This window comes from Pseudomonas sp. D1HM (assembly GCF_019266105.1).
Lineage (GTDB): Bacteria > Pseudomonadota > Gammaproteobacteria > Pseudomonadales > Pseudomonadaceae > Aquipseudomonas > Aquipseudomonas taetrolens.
Genome location: NZ_LRMN01000003.1, coordinates 372858 through 396124, shown reverse-complemented (window position 1 = coordinate 396124; position 23267 = coordinate 372858). Strand labels below are relative to the sequence as shown.

The 23267-nt window shown below is 57.4% G+C and carries 20 protein-coding genes and 1 pseudogene; 16 read left to right on the top strand and 5 right to left on the bottom strand.

What is annotated here, in order from left to right; translation table 11 throughout:
- Positions 1-38: 38 nt before the first annotated feature.
- Positions 39-1073 carry a 2,3,4,5-tetrahydropyridine-2,6-dicarboxylate N-succinyltransferase gene (dapD, locus tag AWM69_RS04960; protein WP_048378854.1) on the bottom strand — a complete coding sequence of 345 codons (1035 nt, stop codon included), beginning with the start codon at positions 1071-1073 and terminating at the stop codon, positions 39-41.
- Positions 1074-1120: 47 nt separating this feature from the next.
- Positions 1121-1429: an arsenate reductase gene (locus AWM69_RS04955; RefSeq protein ID WP_256930203.1), complete on the bottom strand. Its 309-nt coding sequence runs from the start codon at positions 1427-1429 to the stop codon at positions 1121-1123.
- Between the two features lie 283 nt (positions 1430-1712).
- On the opposite strand from AWM69_RS04955, the gene AWM69_RS04950 reads away from it, so the two are divergent.
- Entirely contained in the window at positions 1713-3359 is a 1647-nt protein-coding gene (locus AWM69_RS04950; RefSeq protein ID WP_218725890.1) for a Na+/H+ antiporter, read from the top strand.
- Positions 3360-3458: 99 nt separating this feature from the next.
- On the opposite strand, the gene dapC is transcribed toward AWM69_RS04950, so the two are convergent.
- Genes dapC through map form a run of 3 tightly spaced genes read right to left on the bottom strand, consistent with a single transcriptional unit; the run spans position 3459 to position 8339 of the window.
- Entirely contained in the window at positions 3459-4658 is a 1200-nt protein-coding gene (gene dapC / locus AWM69_RS04945) for a succinyldiaminopimelate transaminase (protein WP_131652639.1), read from the bottom strand.
- A 26-nt stretch (positions 4659-4684) separates the two neighbouring features.
- Complete coding sequence (locus tag AWM69_RS04940; RefSeq protein WP_131652640.1) at positions 4685-7387, bottom strand: [protein-PII] uridylyltransferase; 2703 nt, start codon at positions 7385-7387, stop codon at positions 4685-4687.
- Positions 7388-7442: 55 nt separating this feature from the next.
- Complete coding sequence (gene map, locus AWM69_RS04935) at positions 7443-8339, bottom strand: type I methionyl aminopeptidase (protein WP_256930177.1); 897 nt, start codon at positions 8337-8339, stop codon at positions 7443-7445.
- Positions 8340-8604: 265 nt separating this feature from the next.
- Between map and rpsB the strand changes: the two genes are divergently transcribed.
- From rpsB to rnhB, 15 genes and pseudogenes are all read left to right on the top strand, one after another.
- Positions 8605-9348, top strand: a complete 744-nt coding sequence (gene rpsB / locus AWM69_RS04930; protein ID WP_048378864.1) for a 30S ribosomal protein S2 — start codon at positions 8605-8607, stop codon at positions 9346-9348.
- Between the two features lie 205 nt (positions 9349-9553).
- Positions 9554-10423, top strand: coding sequence for a translation elongation factor Ts (gene tsf / locus AWM69_RS04925; protein ID WP_131652642.1), 870 nt, complete (start codon positions 9554-9556; stop codon positions 10421-10423).
- 204 nt (positions 10424-10627) lie between these two features.
- Positions 10628-11371 carry a UMP kinase gene (gene pyrH / locus AWM69_RS04920; RefSeq protein ID WP_003440426.1) on the top strand — a complete coding sequence of 248 codons (744 nt, stop codon included), beginning with the start codon at positions 10628-10630 and terminating at the stop codon, positions 11369-11371.
- The gene (frr, locus tag AWM69_RS04915; RefSeq protein ID WP_048378868.1) at positions 11368-11925 is read left to right on the top strand and encodes a ribosome recycling factor; all 558 of its coding nucleotides are present in this window, start codon (positions 11368-11370) and stop codon (positions 11923-11925) included. The genes pyrH and frr overlap by 4 nt, the downstream gene beginning before the upstream one ends.
- 15 nt (positions 11926-11940) lie before the next feature.
- A complete protein-coding gene (gene uppS, locus AWM69_RS04910) occupies positions 11941-12696 on the top strand; it encodes a polyprenyl diphosphate synthase (protein WP_131652643.1) in 756 nt (251 codons plus the stop codon).
- A complete protein-coding gene (locus AWM69_RS04905; RefSeq protein ID WP_131652644.1) occupies positions 12696-13502 on the top strand; it encodes a phosphatidate cytidylyltransferase in 807 nt (268 codons plus the stop codon). The genes uppS and AWM69_RS04905 overlap by 1 nt, the downstream gene beginning before the upstream one ends.
- Positions 13499-14686 carry a 1-deoxy-D-xylulose-5-phosphate reductoisomerase gene (gene ispC / locus AWM69_RS04900; protein ID WP_218725889.1) on the top strand — a complete coding sequence of 396 codons (1188 nt, stop codon included), beginning with the start codon at positions 13499-13501 and terminating at the stop codon, positions 14684-14686. The genes AWM69_RS04905 and ispC overlap by 4 nt, the downstream gene beginning before the upstream one ends.
- 44 nt (positions 14687-14730) lie before the next feature.
- Positions 14731-16083 carry an RIP metalloprotease RseP gene (gene rseP / locus AWM69_RS04895; protein ID WP_131652646.1) on the top strand — a complete coding sequence of 451 codons (1353 nt, stop codon included), beginning with the start codon at positions 14731-14733 and terminating at the stop codon, positions 16081-16083.
- Positions 16084-16158: 75 nt separating this feature from the next.
- A complete protein-coding gene (bamA, locus tag AWM69_RS04890; RefSeq protein ID WP_131652647.1) occupies positions 16159-18507 on the top strand; it encodes an outer membrane protein assembly factor BamA in 2349 nt (782 codons plus the stop codon).
- A 45-nt stretch (positions 18508-18552) separates the two neighbouring features.
- Positions 18553-19056 (top strand): OmpH family outer membrane protein, encoded by a 504-nt coding sequence (locus tag AWM69_RS04885; protein WP_048378879.1) that lies wholly within the window; start codon positions 18553-18555, stop codon positions 19054-19056.
- 2 nt (positions 19057-19058) lie between these two features.
- Positions 19059-20113: pseudogene (lpxD, locus tag AWM69_RS04880) on the top strand (UDP-3-O-(3-hydroxymyristoyl)glucosamine N-acyltransferase).
- A 109-nt stretch (positions 20114-20222) separates the two neighbouring features.
- On the top strand, positions 20223-20663 hold the full coding sequence (fabZ, locus tag AWM69_RS04875; protein WP_019411583.1) for a 3-hydroxyacyl-ACP dehydratase FabZ: 441 nt from the start codon (positions 20223-20225) through the stop codon (positions 20661-20663).
- Positions 20660-21436, top strand: coding sequence for an acyl-ACP--UDP-N-acetylglucosamine O-acyltransferase (lpxA, locus tag AWM69_RS04870; RefSeq protein WP_131652649.1), 777 nt, complete (start codon positions 20660-20662; stop codon positions 21434-21436). The genes fabZ and lpxA overlap by 4 nt, the downstream gene beginning before the upstream one ends.
- 2 nt (positions 21437-21438) lie before the next feature.
- Complete coding sequence (gene lpxB / locus AWM69_RS04865; protein ID WP_131652650.1) at positions 21439-22566, top strand: lipid-A-disaccharide synthase; 1128 nt, start codon at positions 21439-21441, stop codon at positions 22564-22566.
- 14 nt (positions 22567-22580) lie between these two features.
- Positions 22581-23198, top strand: coding sequence for a ribonuclease HII (gene rnhB, locus AWM69_RS04860; RefSeq protein WP_218726014.1), 618 nt, complete (start codon positions 22581-22583; stop codon positions 23196-23198).
- Positions 23199-23267 lie beyond the last annotated feature (69 nt).

Genomic DNA, 23267 nt, shown 5'->3' with positions numbered 1-23267 from the left:
GGGACCAGAAGCTGGCCCCGTCAGTGGCAGATAAACGCTTAGTTGTGAGCGTGCAGTGCTTCGTTCAACTCGATGGCCGACTTGTGGGTTTTGCATTCCACAGCGCCGGTTTCCGAGTTGCGACGGAACAGCAGGTCGGGTTGTCCGGCCAGATCACGGGCTTTGACAACTTTGACCAACTGGTTGTTTTCGTCCAGCAGGGCCACTTTGGTACCGGCCGTTACATACAGGCCGGACTCAACGGTATTGCGATCGCCCAGCGGGATGCCAATGCCGGCGTTGGCGCCGATCAGGCAGCCTTCGCCGACCTTGATCACGATGTTGCCGCCGCCCGACAGGGTGCCCATGGTCGAACAACCGCCGCCCAGGTCGGAACCCTTGCCGACGAATACACCTGCCGATACGCGGCCTTCGATCATGCCCGGACCTTCGGTGCCGGCGTTGAAGTTGACGAAACCTTCGTGCATGACGGTGGTGCCTTCGCCGATGTAGGCGCCCAGGCGGATACGTGCGCTGTCAGCGATGCGTACACCGGCCGGAACCACGTAGTCGGTCATTTTCGGAAACTTGTCGACCGAGAACACTTCCAGCAGTTCGCCACGCAGGCGGGCTTCGAGTTGACGCTCGGCCAGTTCGCCCAGGTCGATGGCGCCCTGGCTGGTCCAGGCCACGTTCGGCAGCAGCGGGAATACACCGGCAAGGCTCAGGCCATGAGGCTTGACCAGGCGATGGGACAGCAGGTGCAGCTTGAGGTAAGCCTCGGGTGTCGAGGTCAGGGCGGCATCTTCAGCCAGCAACGTGGCGACCAGCGGCTTGTGGCTTTCGGCAAGACGCGTCAGCAGCGCAGCTTGAGTGGCGTCAAAGGCTTTTGCGATTTCAGCCATTTGTGCCGCTTGCGCGGTGGTGAAGGTGATTGCCTGATTGCCGCCGGTGTAGCCCAGGATCGGCGCAATGGCTTCGATCAGCTCGGCCGACGGGTTGATCAACGGTTGGGCGTAAAACACTTCCAGCCATGCACCTTGACGGTTCTGGGTGCCGACACCGAAGGCTGCGCTGAACAGGGTAGTAGACATGCAATTACCTCTTACAAAAATAAATGGGCGGGCTTCAGCTCTCGGGCTTAAAGAAGGGCCGCCGCATAAAGATCTGGCTTGAAGCCAATCAGGGTTTTGTCACCGAGATCCAGCACGGGGCGCTTGATCATCGAGGATTGGGCGAGCATCAGTTCAATGGCTTTCGCCTGGTCGAGATCGGCTTTGCGTTCGTCATCGAGTTTGCGAAAGGTTGTTCCGGCCCGATTGAGCACCACTTGCCAACCGTGCTCATTGCACCATTGGGTCAGATGATCGCGATCAATGCCACTGGTCTTGTAGTCATGGAAATCATGGCGCACTGCATGTTCATCGAGCCAGGTGCGAGCTTTTTTCATGGTGTCGCAGGCTTTGATGCCGAAAAGGTGCAACGTCTTGCTCGAATCGGTCACTGAATTGCCCCTCCTTTGGATATGCGTTGAACAGTCGATCGCGGATTATGCCATGAGCAGCGCGTCAGGGCGTGGCTGGCTGCAAGCTTGGCATGCTCTTGTGACATGTCGTCGCACTGCTACCTTTGTTCAGGGTCGACTTATGCGGTTAACGGTTATTATGCAGTCCATGAAAAACTGTAACTGCTTATGTTTATTTTAAAGTTGATTGTTCAGGAATCCCGCTGATATGCAAACCGCTTATACCGTCCTTATCATGCTGATGCTGGTGGGCGTCTCACGTTTGTTAGGGCGCTTGATTCCTTTGCCTTTGCCTTTGGTACAGATTGCAGCTGGCGCACTGCTGGCCTGGCCGACCCTGGGTCTGCACGTTGCACTGGACCCCGAGCTGTTCCTGTTTCTGTTCTTGCCGCCGCTGCTGTTTTCGGATGGCTGGCGCATGCCTAAGCGAGAGTTTTGGCGCTTGCGCGGGCCGATTTTGACCCTGGCGGTAGGGCTGGTGCTGTTTACCGTGGTGGGGGCCGGCTACTTCATTCATTGGCTCTTGCCGTCCATCCCTCTGCCGGTGGCGTTCGCACTGGCTGCGGTTCTATCACCGACCGATGCCGTGGCCGTGTCGGCCATTTCGCAAAATCGCCTGCCGGCCCCGTTGATGCATATGCTTCAGGGCGAAGCCTTGATGAACGACGCGTCGGGTCTGGTGACCTTCAAGTTCGCGCTGGTGGCCGCGGTGACCGGAGTCTTCTCCTTGGCCAACGCCAGCCTGACGTTTGTACTGGTGGCATGCGGCGGGCTGGCGATCGGGGTGGCGCTGAGCTGGCTGGTGGGGCGCATGCGTGCCTGGATGATTGGCCGCGGCTGGGATGACCCGGCCACCCATGTGGTGTTCATGTTGCTGTTGCCATTCGCCGCTTATGTACTGGCAGAGCGCCTGGGCGCATCGGGCATTTTGTCTGCGGTGGCGGCGGGCATGATGCAGAGCTGGCTTGATCTGTTGCCCCGCCAGACCAGTACCCGTTTGCTTAACCGCAGTGTATGGGGATTGTTGGAGTTTGCTTTCAACGGTCTTATTTTCTTGCTGTTGGGCTTACAGCTGCCAAACATCATCAAAGCGGTGGTCAGTCATGAAACTACGTTGTGGCCCACCTTGATGTATCGCTGCCTGGATGTGGTGGCGATCTTCCTGGTGTTGCTGGCGCTGCGTTTTATCTGGGTGCAAAGCATCTGGAGGCTGTCCGGGCTGCTGCGCCGCTGGCGCGGCAAGGGTGCGCTGACGATGGTGCCGACCGCGCGCTCCTGCTGGTTGTTGACGGTTGGCGGAGTACGCGGGGCAGTGACTCTGGCCGGTGTGATGTCGGTGCCGTTGCTGATCAGCAAGGGCGTGGATTTTCCGGAGCGGGATTTGCTGATCTTCATTGCCGCCGGTGTGATTCTGTTGTCGCTGGTATCGGCCTGTATTGCGCTGCCGTTGCTGTTGCGCGGCATTATAAAGAGCCCGGACGATGCCATGCGCAACGAGGTCCGCGAAGCCTGGCGGCGAACGGCCGAGGCTGCGATCCATGCATTGGAAGTTGAAGACGTGACCGAGCCGCAAGTTGCCCAGGATGCAGCGCAATCGGCATTGGCGGCAGAGATGAAGGCGCGGATCATGTCCGAATACCGGCATCAGCTGGATGTTTTCAACGGTTCGGCCGAAGCTCAAGCACTGGCGTCGCAGATGAACCACCTGGAAAACCGCCTGCGCCTAAAGGCTCTGCGGGCCCAGCGACTGGAGCTGTACAGCCTGCGCCGGCATCACGAGATCGGCGATGAAGTGCTGAGCGAGATTCTGCGCGATCTGGATTTGAGCGAGGCAAACCTCGGGGCGAGCAAGTAGCAGCGGTCGAGCGGGTTTGTGGTGCTTTTGTAGCCGCTGCCGAAGGCTGCGCTGGGAGCGCAGCGACCTTGCGGCAGCGGTTGCCGACTGAGGCGGCGTTTAGCGGCGACGCTGAATGAAGTCGCGAATCCGTTCCGCGGCTTCAACGCATTCTGCCAAGGGTGCTACCAGGGCCATGCGCACGCGTCCGGCCCCTGGGTTGAAGCCGTCGACCTCACGGGACAGGTAGGAACCCGGCACCACGGTGACGTGCTCTTCAACAAACAGGTCGCGACAGAAGGCAGCGTCATCCCCTTCAACCCTTGGCCACAGATAAAACCCGCCATCCGGGCGTTGAACGTCGAGGACCGGCGCCAGAATCGCCAGCACTGCATCGAACTTCTCGCGGTACAGGTCGCGGTTTTCACGTACGTGCGCTTCGTCGTTCCAGGCGGCAATGCTGGCCAGTTGGGTTTGAACCGGCATGGCGCAACCGTGATAGGTGCGGTACAGCAGGAAGGCCTTGAGGATCTCGGCATCACCCGCCACGAAACCGGAACGCAGTCCTGGCAGGTTTGAACGCTTGGACAGGCTGTGGAACACCACGCAGCGCTTGAAGTCCTGGCGACCCAGGGCAACGCAGGCGCTCAGCAGGCCGACCGGCGGCGTTTGCTCATCGAAATACAGCTCGCTGTAGCATTCGTCGGCGGCAATCACGAAGTCGTGTTCGTCAGCCAGTGCGATCAGTTTTTTCAGGGTGTCGAGCGGGATCAGGGCGCCTGTCGGGTTGCCAGGTGAGCAGAGGAACAGGATCTGGCAGCGCTTCCAGGTCTCGGCCGAAACCGCATCGAAGTCCGGGTTGAAGCCGTGTTCTGCCAGGCATGGCAAGTAATGCGGCTTGGCCCCGGCAAGGAAGGCCGCACCTTCGTAGATCTGATAAAACGGGTTCGGGCTGATGACCAGCGCGTCCTCGCCTCGATTGACTACGGTTTGGGTGAAGGCGAACAGGGCTTCACGGGTACCGTTGACCGGCAAAATCGAGCGTGCCGGGTCCAGCCAGCCCTTGGGTACGTCAAAGCGGCGTTCGGCCCAGCCGGCAATGGCTTCGCGCAAGCCTGCAATGCCAAGAGTGGTCGGGTAGACCGCCATCTGGTCGAGGTTGTCGGCCAGTGCCTTGGCCACGAACGCCGGGGAGCGGTGCTTGGGTTCGCCGATCGACAGCGCAATCGGACGCTTGCCGGCGTTGGGTTGTACGCTGCCAAGCAGGGCGCGCAGTTTTTCGAACGGATAAGGCTGTAGCTGGTTTAGAGCGTTATTCATCGGGTGCGGGTCTCACTCGGCGGCGGTTAGATGCTCAGGCGCCAGGGTTCGGTGGTTGAGTCTTGGTGGACTGTCAGATGCTCGACGATGGCTTCCTGCAAGCGCATGCACAGTTGAGGGTCAGACAGCGGCTGGTTGTTTGCGTCGGTAATGAAGAATACGTCTTCTACGCGCTCGCCCAGTGTTGCGATCTTGGCATTTTGCAGCGACAGATCGAACTCCAGGAAAATCATTCCGATGCGCGCCAGCAGGCCCGGGCGGTCAGGGGCGCTGAGCTCGAGGACCGTGACCGGGCGCTGGGCATCGTTGTGAATCGTCACTTGGGGGGCGAAGGCAAAGTGCTTGAGCTGGCGTGGTACCCGGCGCTGGATGATGTTCGGGTAATCGTCCGGATTGCGCAGGGCTTCGGTCAGGCCTTTGCGGATCTTCTCGATGCGCACAGGGTTATTGCCGATCGAATCGCCGTCGTTGTCGAGCACGATGTAGGTATCGAGGGTGAACTGGCTGCTGGACGTGATGATGCGGGCATCATGAATGTTCAGGTTGAGCTGGTCCATGGCGGCCACGGTAACGGCGAAAAAGTCGTGTTGGTCAGGCGCATAAATGAAGATCTGAGTGCCGCCCTCGAATTCGCGTTGGGTGGTCTCCTTGATCAACACCAGCGGCCCGCCATCCACAGGTTGCTGCAAGATGGCATCCGTGTGCCAGGCCACGTCGCCCGCGGTATGACGCAGGAAGTAGTCGTCACCCAGTTGGGACCAGAGCTGTTCAACGTCATCCGGGTCATTGCCGCCGCGCACCAGAATATCCAGCGCGGCACTTTGCGTCTGGCGGATTTGCTCTTCGCGATCCACCGGGTTTTCCAGGCCGCGGCGCAGAGCGCGCTTGGTCTCGGTGTAGAGCTGGCGCAACAGGCTGGCACGCCAGGAGTTCCACAGGGTCGGGTTGGTGGCATTGATATCGGCGACTGTCAGCACATATAGATAGTCGAGATGGGTCTCATCGACCACCGTCTGGGCGAAGTCATGGATGACTTGCGGGTCGGACAGATCCTTGCGCTGGGCCGTCGTCGACATGAGCAGGTGATTTTGCACCAGCCAGACAATCAGCCGGGTATCCCACTGCGGCAGTTGATGGCGAATGCAGAAGGCTTCGGCATCGATTGCGCCAATCTCGGAGTGGTCGCCGTGGCGCCCCTTGCCGATGTCGTGGTACAGCCCGGCGAGATAGATCAGCTCGGGTTTTGGCAGCTTGGCCATCAGCTTGGTGGCCAGCGGGAATTTCTCGGATGTTTGGGTGTATTGCAGCTTACGCAGGTGCTTGATCAGGTTAAGTGTGTGCGCATCGACGGTATAAATATGAAACAGGTCGTGCTGCATTTGCCCGACGATAAAGCCGAATTCAGGCAGGTAGCGGCCAAGGATGCCGTAACGGTTCATTCTGCGCAGGTTGCGATGAATACCGATCTTGCATTTGAACAGCTCGATAAACAGGCTGGTATTGCGAATGTCGTTACGGAAGTCGTCGTCGATCAGGTAGCGATGTTCACGTAGCGAGCGAATGGTGTCGGCGCGCACGCCCTTGATTTCGGGGTGCTGGGCCATCAGCAGGAATATCTCGAGCATGGCAAACGGGGTGCGCTTGAACACATGGTCGCTGGTGGCCTCGATATAGCCATCGTGCAGCTGAAAGCGCGAATTCAGTGGTACGGGCGGCGCTTCGTCTTCCGGCGCCAGAATGACTTCTTCGAAGTGCTGGATAATCAGGTCGCTGAGTTGCGCAATGCTCATGACCACCCTGTAGTACTGCTGCATGAAGTTTTCGATGGTCTGTTTGGTGTCTTCGCCGGTAAAGCCGAGCAATTCGGCAATGCTGCGTTGATGGTCAAACAGCAGGCGATCTTCAGCGCGACCGGCAAGCATGTGCAGGGCGTAGCGGACCTTCCACAGGAACTCTTGCGAGGACGCGAGGAGGGCGTGTTCGCTTTCGACCAGGAAGCCTTCGCCCGCCAGCGCGCGCAGATTCAGCGTACCGTACTGGCGACGGGCTACCCACAAGATGGTCTGGATGTCGCGCAAACCACCGGGCGAACCCTTGACGTTGGGTTCGAGGTTGTACTCAGTGTCGTTGTACTTGTGGTGGCGGGCCTTTTGCTCGGCGCGCTTGGCCAGGAAGAAGTCCTTGCTGGGCCACATATGTACCGTGCTGGTGACGTCCAGCATGCGTTGGCGCAAACGCTCCGGGCCGGCAACTGTACGGCTTTCCATCAGGTTGGTGATGATGGTCAGGTCGGCGCGGGCTTGTTCGGCGCATTCATCCACCGAGCGCACGCTTTGACCCACTTCCAGGCCAATGTCCCAGAGCAGCGTCAGAAAGCGTTCGATGGAGTCGCGGAATAGTTCGTGATCGGCCTTGTCCAGCAGGATCAGCAGGTCGATATCGGAGTAAGGGTGCAGTTCGCCCCGACCATAGCCGCCGACAGCAACCAGCGCGATATCGGCCTGGTTGCACCAGCTGAACTGGTCCCACGCCTGTTGCAGGATGTTGTCGACAAACCAGGCACGGTCTTCAATCAGGCGACGAATATCGCGGCCAGCGCGAAAGCGCTCGTCGAGCACCTCGCGCGCCTGGCGGATCACCTTTTTGAAAGCGGCAATGGGGCTTGCCTTCAATGCCAGTTCGGCCTGGAACTGGCCGCGGTCAAAAAGTTCGGGATCCACCTGCGGCATCGATTGGCTTTCCTTGGGGCGATTGCTTTATTTATAGAAAATATCTATAGACGGATCAGGCCGACATGCGCGGGATGGTGTCGTCGCTGCGCAGGGTGAAGATCTCGTAGCCGGTCTCGGTCACCAACAGGGTGTGCTCCCACTGGGCGGACAGTTTGCGGTCCTTGGTAATGGCGGTCCAGCCATCGCCCAGTACCTTGGTGTCGGCCTTGCCCTGATTGATCATCGGCTCGATGGTGAAGGTCATGCCGGCTTTCAGCTCCATACCGGTGCCCGCGCGGCCGTAGTGCAGGATCTGCGGCTCTTCATGGAAGACCTTGCCGATGCCGTGTCCACAGAACTCGCGAACCACCGAGAAACCGTTCTTTTCGGCGTGCTTCTGGATCACTTCGCCGATATCGCCCAGGCGGCAGCCTGGCTTGACCAGTTCGATGGCCTTGTACATGCATTCCTGGGTCACTTTCGACAGGCGCTCGGCCCATACCGGTACTGTGCCCACATGGAACATGCGGCTGGTGTCACCGTGGTAGCCATCCTTGATGACCGTGACATCGATGTTCAGCGTGTCGCCGTCGCGCAGCGGCTTGTCACACGGGATGCCGTGGCAAACCACGTGGTTGATCGACGTGCAGATCGACTTGGGGAAACCTTTGTAGTTGAGCGGCGCAGGAATGGCCTGCTGCACATTGACGATGTAGTCGTGGCAGATGCGGTCCAGTGCCTCGGTGGTAACGCCAGGCTTGACGTGTTCGGCGATCATTTCCAGGACTTCGGCGGCCAGTTTGCCGGCGATACGCATTTTTGCGATGTCCTCGGGCGTTTTGAGGGTGACGGTCATTCGGGCTCTCTTCGCGCGGTAGCGCTCATCATCAGGGTTGCGGGTGCGAGGCAAGGCTCTGGCCTGCGCACCGCCATAAAAATGCGATTCTAACAGACGGTCGGCCTGAATCATGAGCCTCTCGCCATCGCTTCTCTTAATAGAATGGGGCATTCTGGCCCTATTCCAAGCCTTGCGCAAAAGGGCGTGGAATAAACACAGAATCTGTGTTTCGTTTTTAGCGCATCTTGTGGTATAAAATGCGCCGCTTTCCGGGTATAGCCCGCTGAGCTCAAACCCACACACGTGTCGACACGATGACCTGGGTGCCTTCAGCTCGAAGCTGCTGGTTGGTCATTGGGATACGTGGAGGCCTAACCCGACTTATTAAGGAACTATCATGTCCCAAGTCAACATGCGCGATATGCTGAAGGCCGGTGTGCACTTCGGTCACCAAACCCGTTACTGGAACCCGAAGATGGGTAAATACATCTTTGGCGCGCGTAACAAGATCCACATCATCAACCTTGAAAAAACCCTGCCAATGTTCAACGAAGCTCTGACTTTCGTAGAGCGCCTGGCCCAGGGCAAAAACAAGATCCTGTTCGTCGGCACCAAGCGTTCGGCTGGCAAGATCGTTGCTGAAGAAGCAGCACGTTGCGGTTCGCCGTACGTGGATCACCGCTGGTTGGGCGGCATGCTCACCAACTTCAAAACCATCCGTGCTTCCATCAAGCGTCTGCGTGACCTTGAAGTGCAGGCAGAAGACGGTACTTTCGCCAAGCTGACCAAGAAAGAGGCGCTGATGCGCACTCGCGACCTGGAAAAGCTGGATCGTAGCCTGGGTGGTATTAAGGACATGGGCGGTCTGCCAGACGCTCTGTTCGTTATCGACGTTGACCACGAGCGTATCGCGATCACCGAAGCTAACAAGTTGGGCATCCCGGTAATCGGCGTTGTCGATACCAACAGCAGCCCAGAAGGTGTTGACTACATCATCCCGGGTAACGATGACGCAATCCGCGCTATCCAGCTGTACATGGGTGCGATGGCTGATGCTGTGATCAAAGGCCGTAACCATGTTGCTGGCGGCACCGACGTTTTCGTCGAAGAAGCTCCAGCTGCAGCGGTAGTTGAAGGCTGAGTAATTAACGCCTAGCGTTTACTCAGTACGCAAAAAGGGGGCTTGGCCCCCTTTTTGCCACCTCGAAATCCATTTGTTGGCCCTGTACTTGCTGTTGCTGTATCCAGTCGCGGTTTGCAGGTGCAATCGAGGTGGGCTTCACACGAATTGAACGCCCGTTCGCTCGGGTGGAATGGTTGAAAACCTATCCAAGAGGAATTTTGAAATGGCAGAGATTACTGCAGCGTTGGTTAAAGAACTGCGTGAGCGTACCGGCGAAGGCATGATGGATTGCAAGAAAGCCTTGACCAAGGCTGGCGGCGACATCGAAAAAGCCATTGATGACATGCGTGCTTCGGGCGCCATCAAGGCTGCCAAAAAAGCAGGCAACGTTGCTGCTGAAGGCGCTATCGCAGTTAAGGTTTCGGAAGATGGCAAAGCTGCCGTCATCCTTGAAGTCAACTCGCAAACCGACTTCCTGGCTCTGCAAGATGACTTCAAAAACTTCGTAAACGACAGCGTTGAAAAAGCGTTCGCAGACAAACTGACCGACGCAGCTCCGCTGATCGCCGCTCAAGAGCCTGCTCGTGAAGCGCTGGTTGCCAAAGTTGGCGAGAACGTGAACATTCGCCGTCTGGTGCGTGTTGAAGGTGACGTTGTAAACGCTTACCTGCACGGCAACAAAATCGGTGTTGTTGTTTCGCTGAAAGGCGGTGACGCCGAGCTGGCCAAAGACATCGCCATGCACGTAGCGGCAAGCAACCCAGAGTTCCTGCTGCCTAGCGAAGTTTCCGCTGAAGCTATCGAACGCGAAAAAGCCGTGTTCATCAGCCTCAACGAAGACAAGATCAAAGGCAAGCCTGCTGAAATCGTAGAGAAAATGGTTGCTGGTCGTATCAGCAAGTTCCTCGCCGAAGCCAGCCTGGTTGAGCAAGCTTTCGTTAAGAATCCGGAAGTTAAAGTCGGCGAACTGGCCAAGAAAGCCGGCGCTGAAATCGTTTCCTTCACCTACTTCAAAGTAGGCGACGGCATCGAGAAGCCAGTTGATGACTTCGCTGCAGAAGTTGCTGCTCAAGTGGCTGCAAGCCAGAAGTAAGACGGTTTACAACTGTCGACCCGAAGAGGCTGCCCGCTCACGCGCGCAGCCTCTTTTCAAATGGGAGGGGCTTTTACCTTTCCCGCGGAACCGGATGGCAAAATCGTGTTCCGATGGTGCTGCTGTGCAGTGCCAGCTAGAGTAGGCGCGGTTGAAAATGACCTCGCACAGATTATTTATAAAACGCGGCAGGAGAGATTCGCAATGGCTCAGCAGGGCAGTGGTTATCAAGCTCGCTATAAACGCATTCTACTCAAGCTAAGCGGCGAAGCCCTGATGGGCTCTGAAGAGTTCGGGATCGACCCGAAGGTCCTTGACCGCATGGCGCTGGAAGTCGGCCAGTTGGTCGGTATCGGCGTTCAGGTAGGGTTGGTGATCGGCGGGGGCAACCTGTTCCGTGGCGCAGCGTTGAGCGCGGCCGGGATGGATCGTGTCACCGGCGACCACATGGGGATGCTGGCAACCGTGATGAACGCCCTGGCCATGCGCGACGCGCTGGAACGTGCGAATATCTCTGCCATCGTTATGTCGGCGATTTCCATGGTGGGTGTGACCGATCATTACGATCGTCGCAAGGCCATGCGTCACTTGAATGCCAAGGACGTGGTGATCTTCGCGGCAGGCACTGGCAATCCATTCTTCACTACGGATTCTGCCGCCTGCTTGCGCGCCATTGAAATCGATGCTGATGTGGTGCTTAAGGCGACCAAGGTAGACGGCGTATATACCGCTGATCCATTCAAAGACCCGCATGCCGAGAAGTTCGATCATCTGACTTACGATGAAGTACTGGATCGCAAACTGGGCGTAATGGACCTGACGGCTATTTGCTTGTGCCGTGACCATAAAATGCCACTGCGTGTATTTAATATGAACAAGCCGGGCGCCCTGCTTAATATTGTCCATGGCGGCGCTGAAGGCACTCTGATCGAGGAAGGTCAACAATGATCAACGAAATCAAGAAAGACGCTCAAGAGCGCATGAAGAAGTCGCTGGAATCTCTGGCCCATGCATTTGGCCAGATTCGTACCGGCAAGGCTCACCCGAGCATTCTGGGAAGCGTGATGGTGCCTTACTACGGCGCCGATACCCCGATCAGCCAGGTTGCCAACGTGACCGTCAAGGACTCCCGCACGCTGCAGGTTGTGGCGTTCGAGCGCAACATGCTCGCGGCAGTCGACAAGGCCATCCAGAGCGCCGGCCTGAACCTCAATCCGACCAACCTGGGCGAATTGCTGCTGATCTCCATGCCGGCCCTGACTGAAGAAACCCGCAAGGTGTTCGCCAAGCAGGCACGTGACGCTGCAGAAGACTGCCGGATTGCCGTACGCAACATCCGTCGCGACGCATTGAGCCAGTTGAAAGACCTGGTCAAAGAAAAGGAAATCAGCGAAGACGAAGAGCGTCGTGCGGCTGATGATGTCCAGAAGCTGACCGACAAGGCTGTGGCTGAAATCGAAGTTGCCACCAAGCAGAAAGAAGCGGACCTGATGGCCGTATAAGGGTCAGGGCGTTTTATGGAAAAGACCAAGCAGGCTGAGCCAACATCGGTACCGCGCCACGTCGCGATCATCATGGACGGTAATAATCGCTGGGCGAAAAAACGCTTTATGCCAGGTGTTGCAGGGCATAAGGCGGGTGTGGATGCGGTTCGTGCCGTGATTGAAGTGTGCGCCAAGGCCAAGGTCGAGGTGCTCACCTTGTTCGCGTTTTCCAGTGAGAACTGGCAGCGTCCCGAGGCCGAAGTCAGTGCCTTGATGGATTTGTTCTTCGTGGCCTTGCGTCGTGAGACCAAGCGTCTCGACGACAACAACATCAGCCTGCGGATCATTGGTGACCGCTCGCGCTTTCATCCCGACTTGCAAAAGGCGATGCGCGACGCGGAGGCCATGACGGCCGGGCCTGGTCGTTTCGTGCTACAGATCGCCGCTAATTATGGCGGTCAGTGGGACATAGCCCAGGCGGCCCAGCGGCTGGCGCGAGAGGTACAGGCTGGACACTTGCAGCCTGAAGACATCACGCCTGATCTGCTGCAAACCTGTCTGGTGACGGGTGACCTGCCTTTACCTGATCTGTGTATTCGCACAGGTGGCGAGCATCGCATCAGCAATTTCTTGCTGTGGCAGCTAGCCTACTCCGAATTGTACTTCTCCGACCTGTTCTGGCCGGACTTCAAACACGAAGCCATGCGTAATGCATTGGCTGATTTCGCTTCTCGCCAGCGCCGTTTCGGTAAAACGAGCGAGCAGGTTGAGGCTGGAGCCCGGGTTTAATGCTTAAACAAAGAATCATCACGGCACTTATATTGCTGCCAATTGCCTTATGCGGTTTCTTCCTGCTTGAGGGTGGAGGCTTTGCGCTGTTTATCGGCCTGGTCGTTACCCTTGGTGCCTGGGAATGGGCGCGTCTGGCGGGTTTTGATGCTCAGCCGGCCCGTGTGCTTTTTGCGGCGCTGGTGGCCTTGGCGCTGTTTGTCATGCATCTGGTGCCTGGTCTGGCGCCCTGGGTGTTGGGCGCTGCCGTCGTCTGGTGGGCGGTCGCTACCTTTCTGGTGCTGACCTTTCCGCAGTCGGCCGTACACTGGTCAAATACTGCAACCAAGCTGGTGATTGGCTTGTTGATCCTGCTGCCGGCCTGGCAAGGCCTGGTATTGATCAAGGCCATGCCTTTGGGTAACTGGCTGATCATGGCCGTGATGGTTCTGGTGTGGGGCGCAGATATCGGTGCTTATTTTTCAGGTCGCAAATTTGGCAAGCGCAAGCTCGCGCCAAAAGTCAGTCCCGGCAAGAGCTGGGAAGGTGTGTTTGGCGGGTTGCTGCTAAGCCTGCTGATCACCGCTGTCGTTGGTGTGGTGCGTGGCTGGAGTGCTTCTGAAATGTTCGCAGCGCTGGTGGGGGCTGCCGTTGTCGTGTTGATTTCGGTAGTGGGCGACCTCACGGAAAGCATGTTCAAGCGCCAGTCCGGTATCAAAGACAGCAGTAACTTGCTGCCCGGGCATGGCGGAGTGCTGGATCGCATCGACAGTTTGACTGCAGCGATTCCCGTATTTGCTGTGTTGCTGTGGATGGCAGCATCATGAGTCGTCCACAGCAGATCACCGTTCTGGGGGCTACGGGCTCGATAGGCCTGAGCACTCTGGATGTGATAGCGCGTCACCCTGACCGCTATCAGGTGTTTGGTTTGAGTGGTTACAGCCGCATCGCTGAGTTGCTGGCACTGTGCGTGCTGCACAGGCCGCGGGTCGCGGTAGTGCCGGATGAGCGTGCTGCGCGCCAGTTGCAGGCGGACCTGCGCGCTGCCGGCCTCAGCACCGAAGTACTGGTGGGCGAGGAGGGCTTGTGCCAGATTGCGTCAGCCTCTGAAGTCGACGCGGTCATGGCGGCCATCGTCGGTGCGGCAGGTCTGCGGCCAACGCTGGCCGCGGTGAATGCCGGCAAGAAAATCCTGCTGGCCAATAAAGAAGCGCTGGTGATGACGGGGGCTCTGTTTATGCAGGCCGTTCGTCGCAGCGGCTCGGTTCTGCTGCCCATTGACAGTGAACACAACGCGATCTTCCAGTGCTTGCCGCAGGATTTCGCCCGCGGCCTGGCGCCGGTGGGTGTTCGTCGAATTTTGTTGACGGCTTCGGGCGGACCTTTTCGCGAAACCCCGCTGGCAGAGCTTGAAAACGTTACGCCGGACCAGGCGTGCGCTCATCCCAACTGGTCGATGGGGCGCAAGATATCCGTAGACTCGGCCAGCATGATGAACAAAGGGCTGGAGATGATTGAAGCCTGCTGGCTGTTCGATGCCCGGCCGGATCAGGTTGAAGTGGTCATTCATCCGCAAAGCGTGATTCACTCTCTGGTCGATTATATCGATGGCTCGGTGCTGGCCCAGCTCGGAAATCCGGATATGCGGACGCCGATCTCAAATGCCCTGGCCTGGCCTGAGCGTATTGAGTCGGGTGTCGCGCCACTGGATCTGTTTGCTGTTGCCCGTCTGGACTTTCAACGCCCTGATGAGCAGCGCTTTCCGTGCTTGCGCTTGGCTCGTGAGGCCGCCATGGCAGGTAACAGTGCTCCGGCGATGCTGAATGCGGCCAATGAAGTGGCCGTGGCCGCTTTTCTCGAAGGTCGTATCCGTTATCCACAGATCGCTTGTGTGATTGAAGATGTCCTCAATGCCGAGCCTGTGATTGCGGTCGATGAGCTGGAGGCGGTGTTTGCCGCTGATGCCCGGGCCAGAATCCTGGCTGAACAGTGGTTGAGTCGTAACGGCTGATAAGTGATGCTTGCCGAAACCGGACAGGACCGCGGAGAAAGTAGATGAGTGCGCTCTATATGATTGTTGGCACCCTGGTCGCATTGGGTGTGCTGGTCACTTTTCATGAATTCGGCCACTTTTGGGTGGCGCGCCGTTGCGGCGTCAAGGTTCTGCGCTTCTCCGTGGGCTTTGGCACACCTTTGCTGCGCTGGCATGATCGTAAGGGCACCGAGTTTGTAATCGCTGCCATTCCGTTGGGCGGCTACGTAAAAATGCTGGATGAGCGTGAAGGTGAGGTGCCGGCCCACCAGCTCGATCAATCGTTCAACCGCAAAACGGTTGGTCAGCGCATTGCTATTGTCGCGGCGGGACCTATTGCCAACTTCATGCTGGCGATGGTGTTTTTCTGGGTGCTGGCAATGATGGGCAGCCAGCAGGTGCGGCCTGTCATCGGTGCAGTCGAAAGCGGTAGCCTGGCAGCGCAAGCGGGGCTGGTTGCAGGGCAGGAGATCGTTGCCATTGATGGTGAGGCGACGACGGGCTGGTCAGGCGTCAACCTGCAACTGGTTCGCCGTCTGGGTGAAACGGGTTCTATCCAGGTGTTGGTACGTGAGCCGGGCTCGAGCTCCGAGGCCGCGCATCAGTTGGTATTGAAAGACTGGCTGAAAGGCGCCGATGAGCCGGACCCGATCACTTCCCTGGGGATTCGTCCTTGGCGGCCGGAGCTGCCTGCCGTTCTGGCAGAGTTCGATTCAAAGGGTCCGGCTCAGGCTGCCGGGCTCAAGTCGGGTGACAAGCTGTTGGCAATGAACGATCAGCCGATCGGAGACTGGCAGCAGGTTGTGGACTGGGTTCGTGTGCGGCCCGGCGCGCGTGTTGTACTGCGCGTCGAGCGCGAGGGTGCGGTTGTCGATATTCCTGTCACGCTGGCTGTTCGGGGTGAGGGCAAGGCAGCAACGGGCTATTTGGGCGCCGGCGTCAAAGGTGTCGACTGGCCACCAGCGATGGTTCGCGAGGTGAGTTTTGGCCCGATTGCCGCAATCGGCGAAGGGGCCAGACGCACTTGGACGATGAGTGTGCTGACCCTCGATTCACTCAAGAAAATGTTGTTCGGCGAGCTCTCGGTAAAAAACTTGAGTGGACCGATAACCATTGCTAAAGTGGCGGGCGCTTCTGCCCAGTCGGGTGTTGCGGATTTCCTGAATTTTCTGGCTTATCTGAGCATAAGCCTGGGGGTTCTGAACTTGTTGCCCATACCAGTACTGGATGGGGGACATTTGTTGTTTTATCTGATTGAGTGGGTGCGTGGTCGCCCCTTGTCGGACCGGGTACAGGGTTGGGGAATGCAGATTGGTATCAGTTTGGTGGTCGGGGTGATGTTACTTGCCCTGGTCAACGATCTGGGTCGTCTGTAGACGCTTCGCTGAATTGCGAATCTGCCGCATTTTGCGGCAGTTTGTTTATTGCCAGTTGGAATAAGAAAGGACTTCATGAAACGTCTGCTGCTAACTGCGGTTCTCGCCGTACTGATGATCGCCGAAGTTCACGCCGAGTCCTTCACTATCTCTGATATCCGTGTCAACGGGCTCCAGCGGGTTTCCGCCGGCAGCGTGTTTGGTGCGTTACCGCTGAACGTGGGTGAGGTAGCGGATGACCGCCGTTTGGTGGAGTCCACTCGAGCGTTGTTCAAAACCGGGTTCTTTCAGGATATCCAACTGGGTCGTGATGGCGATGTGCTCGTCATTACGGTTGTCGAGCGTCCTTCCGTCTCCAGCATCACCATTGACGGTAACAAGGCAATCTCTACTGATGACCTGATGAAAGGTCTGAAACAGTCAGGCCTGGCCGAAGGTGAAATCTTCCAGCGCGCGACCCTGGAGGGCGTGCGCAACGAACTGCAACGCCAGTATGTTGCCCAGGGCCGCTACTCGGCGACGGTCGATACCGAAGTGGTATCCGAGCCTCGCAACCGCGTTGCGTTGAAGGTGAATATCAACGAAGGCACCGTGGCCGCCATCCAGCACATCAATGTGGTGGGCAACACGGTCTTTCCTGAAGACGACCTGGTCGACCTGTTCGAGCTGAAAACCACCAACTGGTTGTCGTTCTTCAAGAACGATGACAAGTATGCGCGTGAAAAACTGTCGGGTGACCTTGAGCGTCTGCGCTCCTATTACCTTGACCGCGGCTATATCAACATGGATATCGCCTCGACCCAGGTATCGATCACCCCTGACAAGAAAAACGTCTACATCACGGTGAACGTGAACGAAGGCGAAAAATTCAATGTCGGCGAAGTGAAGCTGAGCGGTGACCTCAAGGTTCCGGAAGACCAGATCAAATCGCTATTGCTGGTTCAGCCAGGTCAAGTGTTCTCGCGCAAGCTGATGACCACCACCTCTGAATTGATTACCCGCCGCCTGGGCAACGAAGGCTATACCTTCGCCAACGTCAACGGTGTTCCTCAGCCAAACCCTGAAGATCACACCGTGGCCATCACGTTTGTGGTCGATCCGGGCAAGCGCGCTTACGTAAACCGCATCAACTATCGCGGCAACACCAAGTCGGAAGACGAAGTGCTGCGTCGCGAAATGCGCCAGATGGAAGGTGGCTGGGCGTCGACTTACCTGATTGACCAGTCCAAGGTACGCCTTGAGCGTCTGGGCTTCTTCAAGGAAGTCAACGTAGAAACGCCAGCAGTACCGGGCACTGACGATCAGGTTGACGTTAACTACGCTGTTGAAGAGCAGGCGTCGGGTTCGATCACCGCAAGCGTCGGTTTCGCCCAGAGCGCCGGTCTTATCCTGGGTGGTTCGATTACCCAGAACAACTTCCTGGGAACGGGTAACAAGGTCAGCCTCGGCTTGACCCGCAGTGAATACCAGAGCCGCTACAACTTCAGCTACGTTGACCCGTACTGGACAGCCGATGGTGTGAGCCTGGGTTATAACGCGTTCTACCGTACCACTGACTACGATGACCTCGATGTCGACGTGGCAAGCTATGCGGTTGACAGCCTGGGTGCCGGCATCAGCATGGGCTACCCGATCAGTGATACCTCGCGCCTGACTTACGGCCTGACCGTGCAGCAGGACGAAATCAAGACCGGAACCTACACCGTTGACGAGATTTTCGATTTCGTGAACCAGGAAGGCGACAAGTACCTGAACTTCAAAGCGTCGGTCGGCTGGTCCGAGTCAACGCTGAACAAAGGCGTATTGCCGACCCGTGGCAGCTCGCAAAGCCTGGTGCTTGAGACGACGATCCCGGGCAGTGACCTGCAGTTCTACAAACTGGATTACCGTGCACAGCTGTTCCAGCCGTTGACCGACACCTACACCATGCGTCTGCACACAGAACTGGGCTATGGTGATGGTTACGGTTCGACCTCGGGCCTGCCGTTCTACGAGAACTATTATGCCGGTGGTTTCAACTCGGTTCGTGGCTTCAAGGACAGCTCCCTGGGTCCGCGCAGCACGCCAAGTTCGGGCAAGTTCCCGGGTACCGTTGCTGACCCTGATCAAGACCCGCTGCCATTTGGTGGTAACGTGCAGATCCAGGGTGGTGTTGAAGTCCTGTTCCCGATGCCGTTCGTGAAAGACCAGCGTTCCCTGCGTACTTCCGTGTTCTGGGATGTGGGTAACGTGTTCGACACCAACTGCAAGGGTGAAACCAAAGATTGCGATATCAGCTTCAGCAATATGGCCAGCTCTGTCGGTGTTGGCGTGACATGGGTGACTGCGCTTGGCCCGTTGAGTTTTAGCCTGGCCATGCCGGTCAAGAAACCGGACGATGCTGATACCCAAGTGTTCCAATTCTCCCTCGGCCAGACTTTCTAAAAGCCTGACTTAAGATACAGACAACGGATTTTTTAGGAGTGCATCGTGCGTAAGTTGACTCAATTGGTTCTCCTGGCTACGGTTTTGGTAGCGACTCCGGCTTTCGCCGAGATGAAAATTGCAGTGCTGAACTATCAAATGGCGCTGCTTGAATCTGATGCAGCCAAGCGCTACGCAGTGGATGCCGAGAAGAAATTCGGTCCACAGCTGACCAAGCTGAAAAGCCTGGAAAGCAGTGCAAAAGGCATTCAGGACCGTCTGGTCAAGGGTGGCGATAAAATGCAGCAGGGCGAGCGCGAGCGTCTGGAGCTTGAATTCAAGCAAAAGGCCCGCGACTTCCAGTTCCAGTCCAAGGAACTGAACGAAGCCAAAGCCGTTGCTGACCGTGAAATGCTGAAACAGCTGAAGCCGAAACTGGACAGCGCTGTTGAAGCAGTCATCAAGAAAGGCGCCTTTGACCTGGTGTTCGAGCGTGGTGCTGTGATTGATGTCAAACCTCAGTACGACATCACTCGCCAGGTTATCGAGCGCATGAATCAGCTGAAGTAATTATGACTGCGACTATTAAACTCGGCCAATTGGCCGAGTTCCTGGGAGCCACGTTACGTGGCTCTGCGGAGAGAGAAATCACTGGGCTAGCCACTTTACAAGAGGCTGGCCCAGCTCAGTTGAGCTTTCTGGCGAACCCTCAATACCGAAAATTCCTCGTTGACTGTCATGCCGGGGCTGTATTGCTCAAACCGGCCGATGCTGAAGAATATGTCGGTGATGCACTGGTGGTGCCTGATCCCTATCTGGCTTATGCGCGCATTTCCCATTTGTTCGATCCCAAGCCCAAAGCTGCAGCTGGCGTGCATCCAACAGCGGTGATTGCTGCTGATGCCCTGGTTGACCCCATGGCGAGCATCGGTGCGTTTGCGGTGATCGAAAGCGGTGCTCGAGTCGCAGCCGGCGTTACAGTTGGCCCCCACTGCTTTATCGGAGCACGTTGCGAGATTGGTGAGGGTGGCTGGTTGGCTCCGCGTGTGACGCTGTATCACGATGTTCGCATCGGCAAGCGGGTGGTGATTCAGTCGGGCGCCGTGCTCGGCGGTGAAGGCTTTGGCTTTGCCAACGAAAAAGGTATCTGGCAAAAGATCGCGCAGATCGGCGGTGTAACCATCGGTGATGATGTCGAAATTGGCGTCAATACCGCCATCGACCGCGGTGCTTTGGCCGATACGGTGATCGGCAATGGCGTCAAGCTGGATAATCAGATCCAGATTGCCCATAACGTGCAGGTGGGTGACCATACAGCGATGGCGGCCTGTGTCGGGATTTCCGGCAGTACCAAAATCGGCAAGCACTGCATGTTGGCCGGGGGTGTGGGATTGGTGGGTCACATCGAAATTTGTGACAACGTTTTCCTGACCGGTATGACCATGGTCACTCACTCGATAACCGAGCCGGGTGCTTATTCTTCCGGTACTGCGATGCAGCCGGCAGCCGAGTGGCGCAAAAGTGCTGCACGTATTCGCCAGCTGGACGATATCGCAAGGCGGTTGAAACATTTGGAAAAGCACGTTGGGAAGTGACCCCTGACGTTAAAGCTTCTTCAAAAGGCTAATGCAATTTCCATATCAAGAGTGCACAGCCACTGGTTTGCTTCCTTGATTTGCTAGAGGAGCGCGCCTTAGTCGCGCGCGCCCAATCTTTATTACAGGCTTCCCCACGAAATGATGGACATCAACGAGATTCGCGAATATCTGCCCCACCGTTACCCGTTCCTGCTGGTGGACCGAGTGGTGGATCTGGATGTCGAGAACAAGCGCATTCGTGCCTACAAGAATGTCAGCATCAACGAACCTTTTTTCAATGGTCACTTCCCGGCGCATCCGATCATGCCTGGCGTACTGATCATTGAGGCAATGGCTCAGGCAGCTGGCATTCTAGGTTTCAAGATGCTGGACGTAAAACCGGCTGACGGCACCCTCTATTATTTCGTCGGTTCCGACAAATTGCGTTTCCGTCAGCCCGTGTTGCCGGGTGATCAGTTGATCCTTGAAGCCAAGTTCCTGAGCTGCAAGCGTTCTATCTGGAAATTCGAGTGCCAGGCTTCGGTTGATGGCAAACCTGTATGCTCGGCAGAAATTATCTGTGCGGAACGCAAACTATGAGTTTGATTGACCCTCGCGCAATCATCGATCCGACGGCCATTCTGGCCGACGACGTCGAGGTCGGCCCTTGGTCGATCATCGGCGCAGGTGTGGAAATCGGCGAGGGGACAGTGATTGGGCCGCATGTGATTCTCAAAGGCCCGACCAGGATCGGTAAACACAATCGCATCTACCAGTTTTCCTCGGTAGGCGAGGACACACCTGATCTCAAGTACAAAGGCGAAGAAACTCGCCTGGTGATCGGTGATCACAACGTTATTCGCGAAGGTGTCACCATCCATCGCGGGACGATCCAGGATCGTGCCGAAACGACACTGGGTGATCACAATCTGGTCATGGCCTATGCCCATATCGGGCATGACAGTGTCATTGGCAACCATTGCATTCTGGTTAACAACGCTGCCTTGGCGGGCCATGTGCATATGGGGGACTGGGCGATTCTGTCCGGTTTCACGCTGGTTCATCAGTTTTGCCATATCGGAGCCCACAGCTTTTCGGGCATGGGGACCGCCATCGGCAAGGACGTTCCGGCGTTTGTGACCGTGTTCGGCAGTCCTGCCCAGGCCCGCAGCATGAACTTCGAAGGCATGCGCCGACGTGGATTCAGTGAAGATGCGATTCATGCACTGCGTCGGGCCTATAAAGTGGTTTACCGCCAGGGCCTGACAGTCGACCAGGCACTTGCCGAACTGGCCGAGCCCGCCGCGCAATTTCCGGAAGTCGCAACGTTCGTTGAGTCTATTCAGTCTTCCACCCGCGGCATTACGCGCTAGTCATGGCTAGATTGCGTATTGCGCTGGTGGCTGGAGAAGCTTCAGGCGACATTCTGGGTTCGGGGTTGATGCGTGCGCTCAAGGCTCGACATTCGGATATCGAGTTTATCGGTGTAGGCGGCCCGTTGATGGAAGCTGAGGGCATGCGCTCCAGCTTCCCGATGGAGCGTTTGTCGGTCATGGGGCTGGTTGAGGTGCTCGGTCGTTTACGTGAGCTGCTCAAGCGTCGCAAGCAGTTGGTGAAAAGCCTGATCGAGCAGAAACCCGATGTGTTTATCGGGATCGATGCCCCTGACTTCACCCTCAATATTGAACTTCAATTGCGTCGTGCAGGGATCAAGACCGTGCACTACGTCAGCCCGTCCGTGTGGGCGTGGCGTCAGAAGCGTGTGCTGAAAATTCGCGAAGGCTGCGATTTGATGCTCACGCTGTTCCCCTTCGAGGCCCGGTTTTACGAAGAGAAGGGCGTGCCCGTACGTTTCGTGGGCCACTCGCTGGCCGATGCGATCCCGCTTGAGGCGGACAGAGACGCTGCGCGTGCCGAGCTGGGGCTGCCCGCAGGGCCATTGGTCGCCCTGATGCCTGGCAGTCGTGGCGGAGAAGTGGGCAAGCTCGGGGGGCTGTTTCTCGATGCCGCGCAAAAAATACGTGACGCCCGGCCGGATGTCCGTTTTGTGTTGCCTTGTGCCAGTGCGGCGCGTCGTGCGCAGATCGAGCAACTGCTGGCAGGTCGTGATTTGCCACTGACCTTGCTGGATGGCCGCTCGCATGTGGCTTTGGCTGCCTGTGATGCGGTGCTGATTGCGTCCGGAACCGCGACCCTTGAGGCGCTGCTGTACAAGCGGCCGATGGTGGTTGCTTATCGCCTGGCGCCACTCACCTACTGGATTCTCAAGCGTCTGGTTAAAAGCCCTTACGTGTCATTGCCCAACCTGCTTGCCCAGCGGCTGTTGGTGCCTGAACTCCTGCAGGATGCCGCTACGCCCGAGGCACTGGCCCACACGCTGCTGCCCTTGCTGGACGGTGGCGAGGAGCAAACCCGGGGCTTTGATGAGATCCATCGAACATTGCGCCTCGACGCCTCGAATCAGGCGGCCGATGCAGTGCTGGACCTGATCGCAAAATCCTGATGAGTAAAGTAACTATGCAAATCGGTTTGGACTTCAATCTGGTCGAAGACCTGGTTGCCGGCGTGGATGAAGTCGGGCGGGGCCCTTTATGCGGCGCTGTGGTGACGGCTGCCGTCATTCTTGATCCCAATCGACCGATTGCCGGCCTGAATGACTCGAAAAAACTCACCGAGGCTCGTCGTGAACGGCTGTATGACGAGATTTGCGAAAAAGCCTTGAGTTGGTGCATTGCCCGGGCGGAAGTCGAAGAGATCGATGAGCTGAATATCCTGCATGCCACCATGCTGGCCATGCAGCGCGCAGTCGAAGGATTGAGCATCACTCCGAAACTGGCCATGATCGATGGTAATCGTTGCCCCCAACTGTCAATGCCAGCTGAAGCCGTTGTCAAAGGTGACAGCAAGGTGCCAGCGATTGCTGCAGCATCGATTCTGGCCAAGGTCAGTCGTGATCGTGAAATGGCCGCGTTTGAGGTGCAATACCCCGGCTACGGGATTGGTGGCCACAAGGGCTACCCGACACCCGTACACCTCGAAGCGCTTGATCGCCTGGGGCCAACCCCGATTCACCGGCGCTCGTTTGGTCCGGTACGTCGCGCGTACGAAGCGCGCGAAGCACTCGTCGAGGTTTAGCCGCGAGGCTGATGTTTTTGCCAAGGCCCGGTACAATCCGGGCCTTGTTGTTTCTCAAAGCTTATAGAC

Coding starts and splice junctions, on each gene's coding strand:
- frr (WP_048378868.1), top strand. CDS start 11,368: ATGATCAACGAAATCAAGAAAGACGCTCAAGAGCGCATGAAGAAGTCG.
- rnhB (WP_218726014.1), top strand. CDS start 22,581: ATGCAAATCGGTTTGGACTTCAATCTGGTCGAAGACCTGGTTGCCGGC.
- AWM69_RS04950 (WP_218725890.1), top strand. CDS start 1,713: ATGCAAACCGCTTATACCGTCCTTATCATGCTGATGCTGGTGGGCGTC.
- uppS (WP_131652643.1), top strand. CDS start 11,941: ATGGAAAAGACCAAGCAGGCTGAGCCAACATCGGTACCGCGCCACGTC.
- rseP (WP_131652646.1), top strand. CDS start 14,731: ATGAGTGCGCTCTATATGATTGTTGGCACCCTGGTCGCATTGGGTGTG.
- dapD (WP_048378854.1), bottom strand. CDS start 1,073: ATGTCTACTACCCTGTTCAGCGCAGCCTTCGGTGTCGGCACCCAGAAC.
- tsf (WP_131652642.1), top strand. CDS start 9,554: ATGGCAGAGATTACTGCAGCGTTGGTTAAAGAACTGCGTGAGCGTACC.
- AWM69_RS04940 (WP_131652640.1), bottom strand. CDS start 7,387: ATGCCGCAGGTGGATCCCGAACTTTTTGACCGCGGCCAGTTCCAGGCC.
- ispC (WP_218725889.1), top strand. CDS start 13,499: ATGAGTCGTCCACAGCAGATCACCGTTCTGGGGGCTACGGGCTCGATA.
- lpxA (WP_131652649.1), top strand. CDS start 20,660: ATGAGTTTGATTGACCCTCGCGCAATCATCGATCCGACGGCCATTCTG.
- pyrH (WP_003440426.1), top strand. CDS start 10,628: ATGGCTCAGCAGGGCAGTGGTTATCAAGCTCGCTATAAACGCATTCTA.
- bamA (WP_131652647.1), top strand. CDS start 16,159: ATGAAACGTCTGCTGCTAACTGCGGTTCTCGCCGTACTGATGATCGCC.
- dapC (WP_131652639.1), bottom strand. CDS start 4,658: ATGAATAACGCTCTAAACCAGCTACAGCCTTATCCGTTCGAAAAACTG.
- rpsB (WP_048378864.1), top strand. CDS start 8,605: ATGTCCCAAGTCAACATGCGCGATATGCTGAAGGCCGGTGTGCACTTC.
- AWM69_RS04905 (WP_131652644.1), top strand. CDS start 12,696: ATGCTTAAACAAAGAATCATCACGGCACTTATATTGCTGCCAATTGCC.
- fabZ (WP_019411583.1), top strand. CDS start 20,223: ATGATGGACATCAACGAGATTCGCGAATATCTGCCCCACCGTTACCCG.
- AWM69_RS04955 (WP_256930203.1), bottom strand. CDS start 1,429: ATGAAAAAAGCTCGCACCTGGCTCGATGAACATGCAGTGCGCCATGAT.
- lpxB (WP_131652650.1), top strand. CDS start 21,439: ATGGCTAGATTGCGTATTGCGCTGGTGGCTGGAGAAGCTTCAGGCGAC.
- map (WP_256930177.1), bottom strand. CDS start 8,339: ATGATTCAGGCCGACCGTCTGTTAGAATCGCATTTTTATGGCGGTGCG.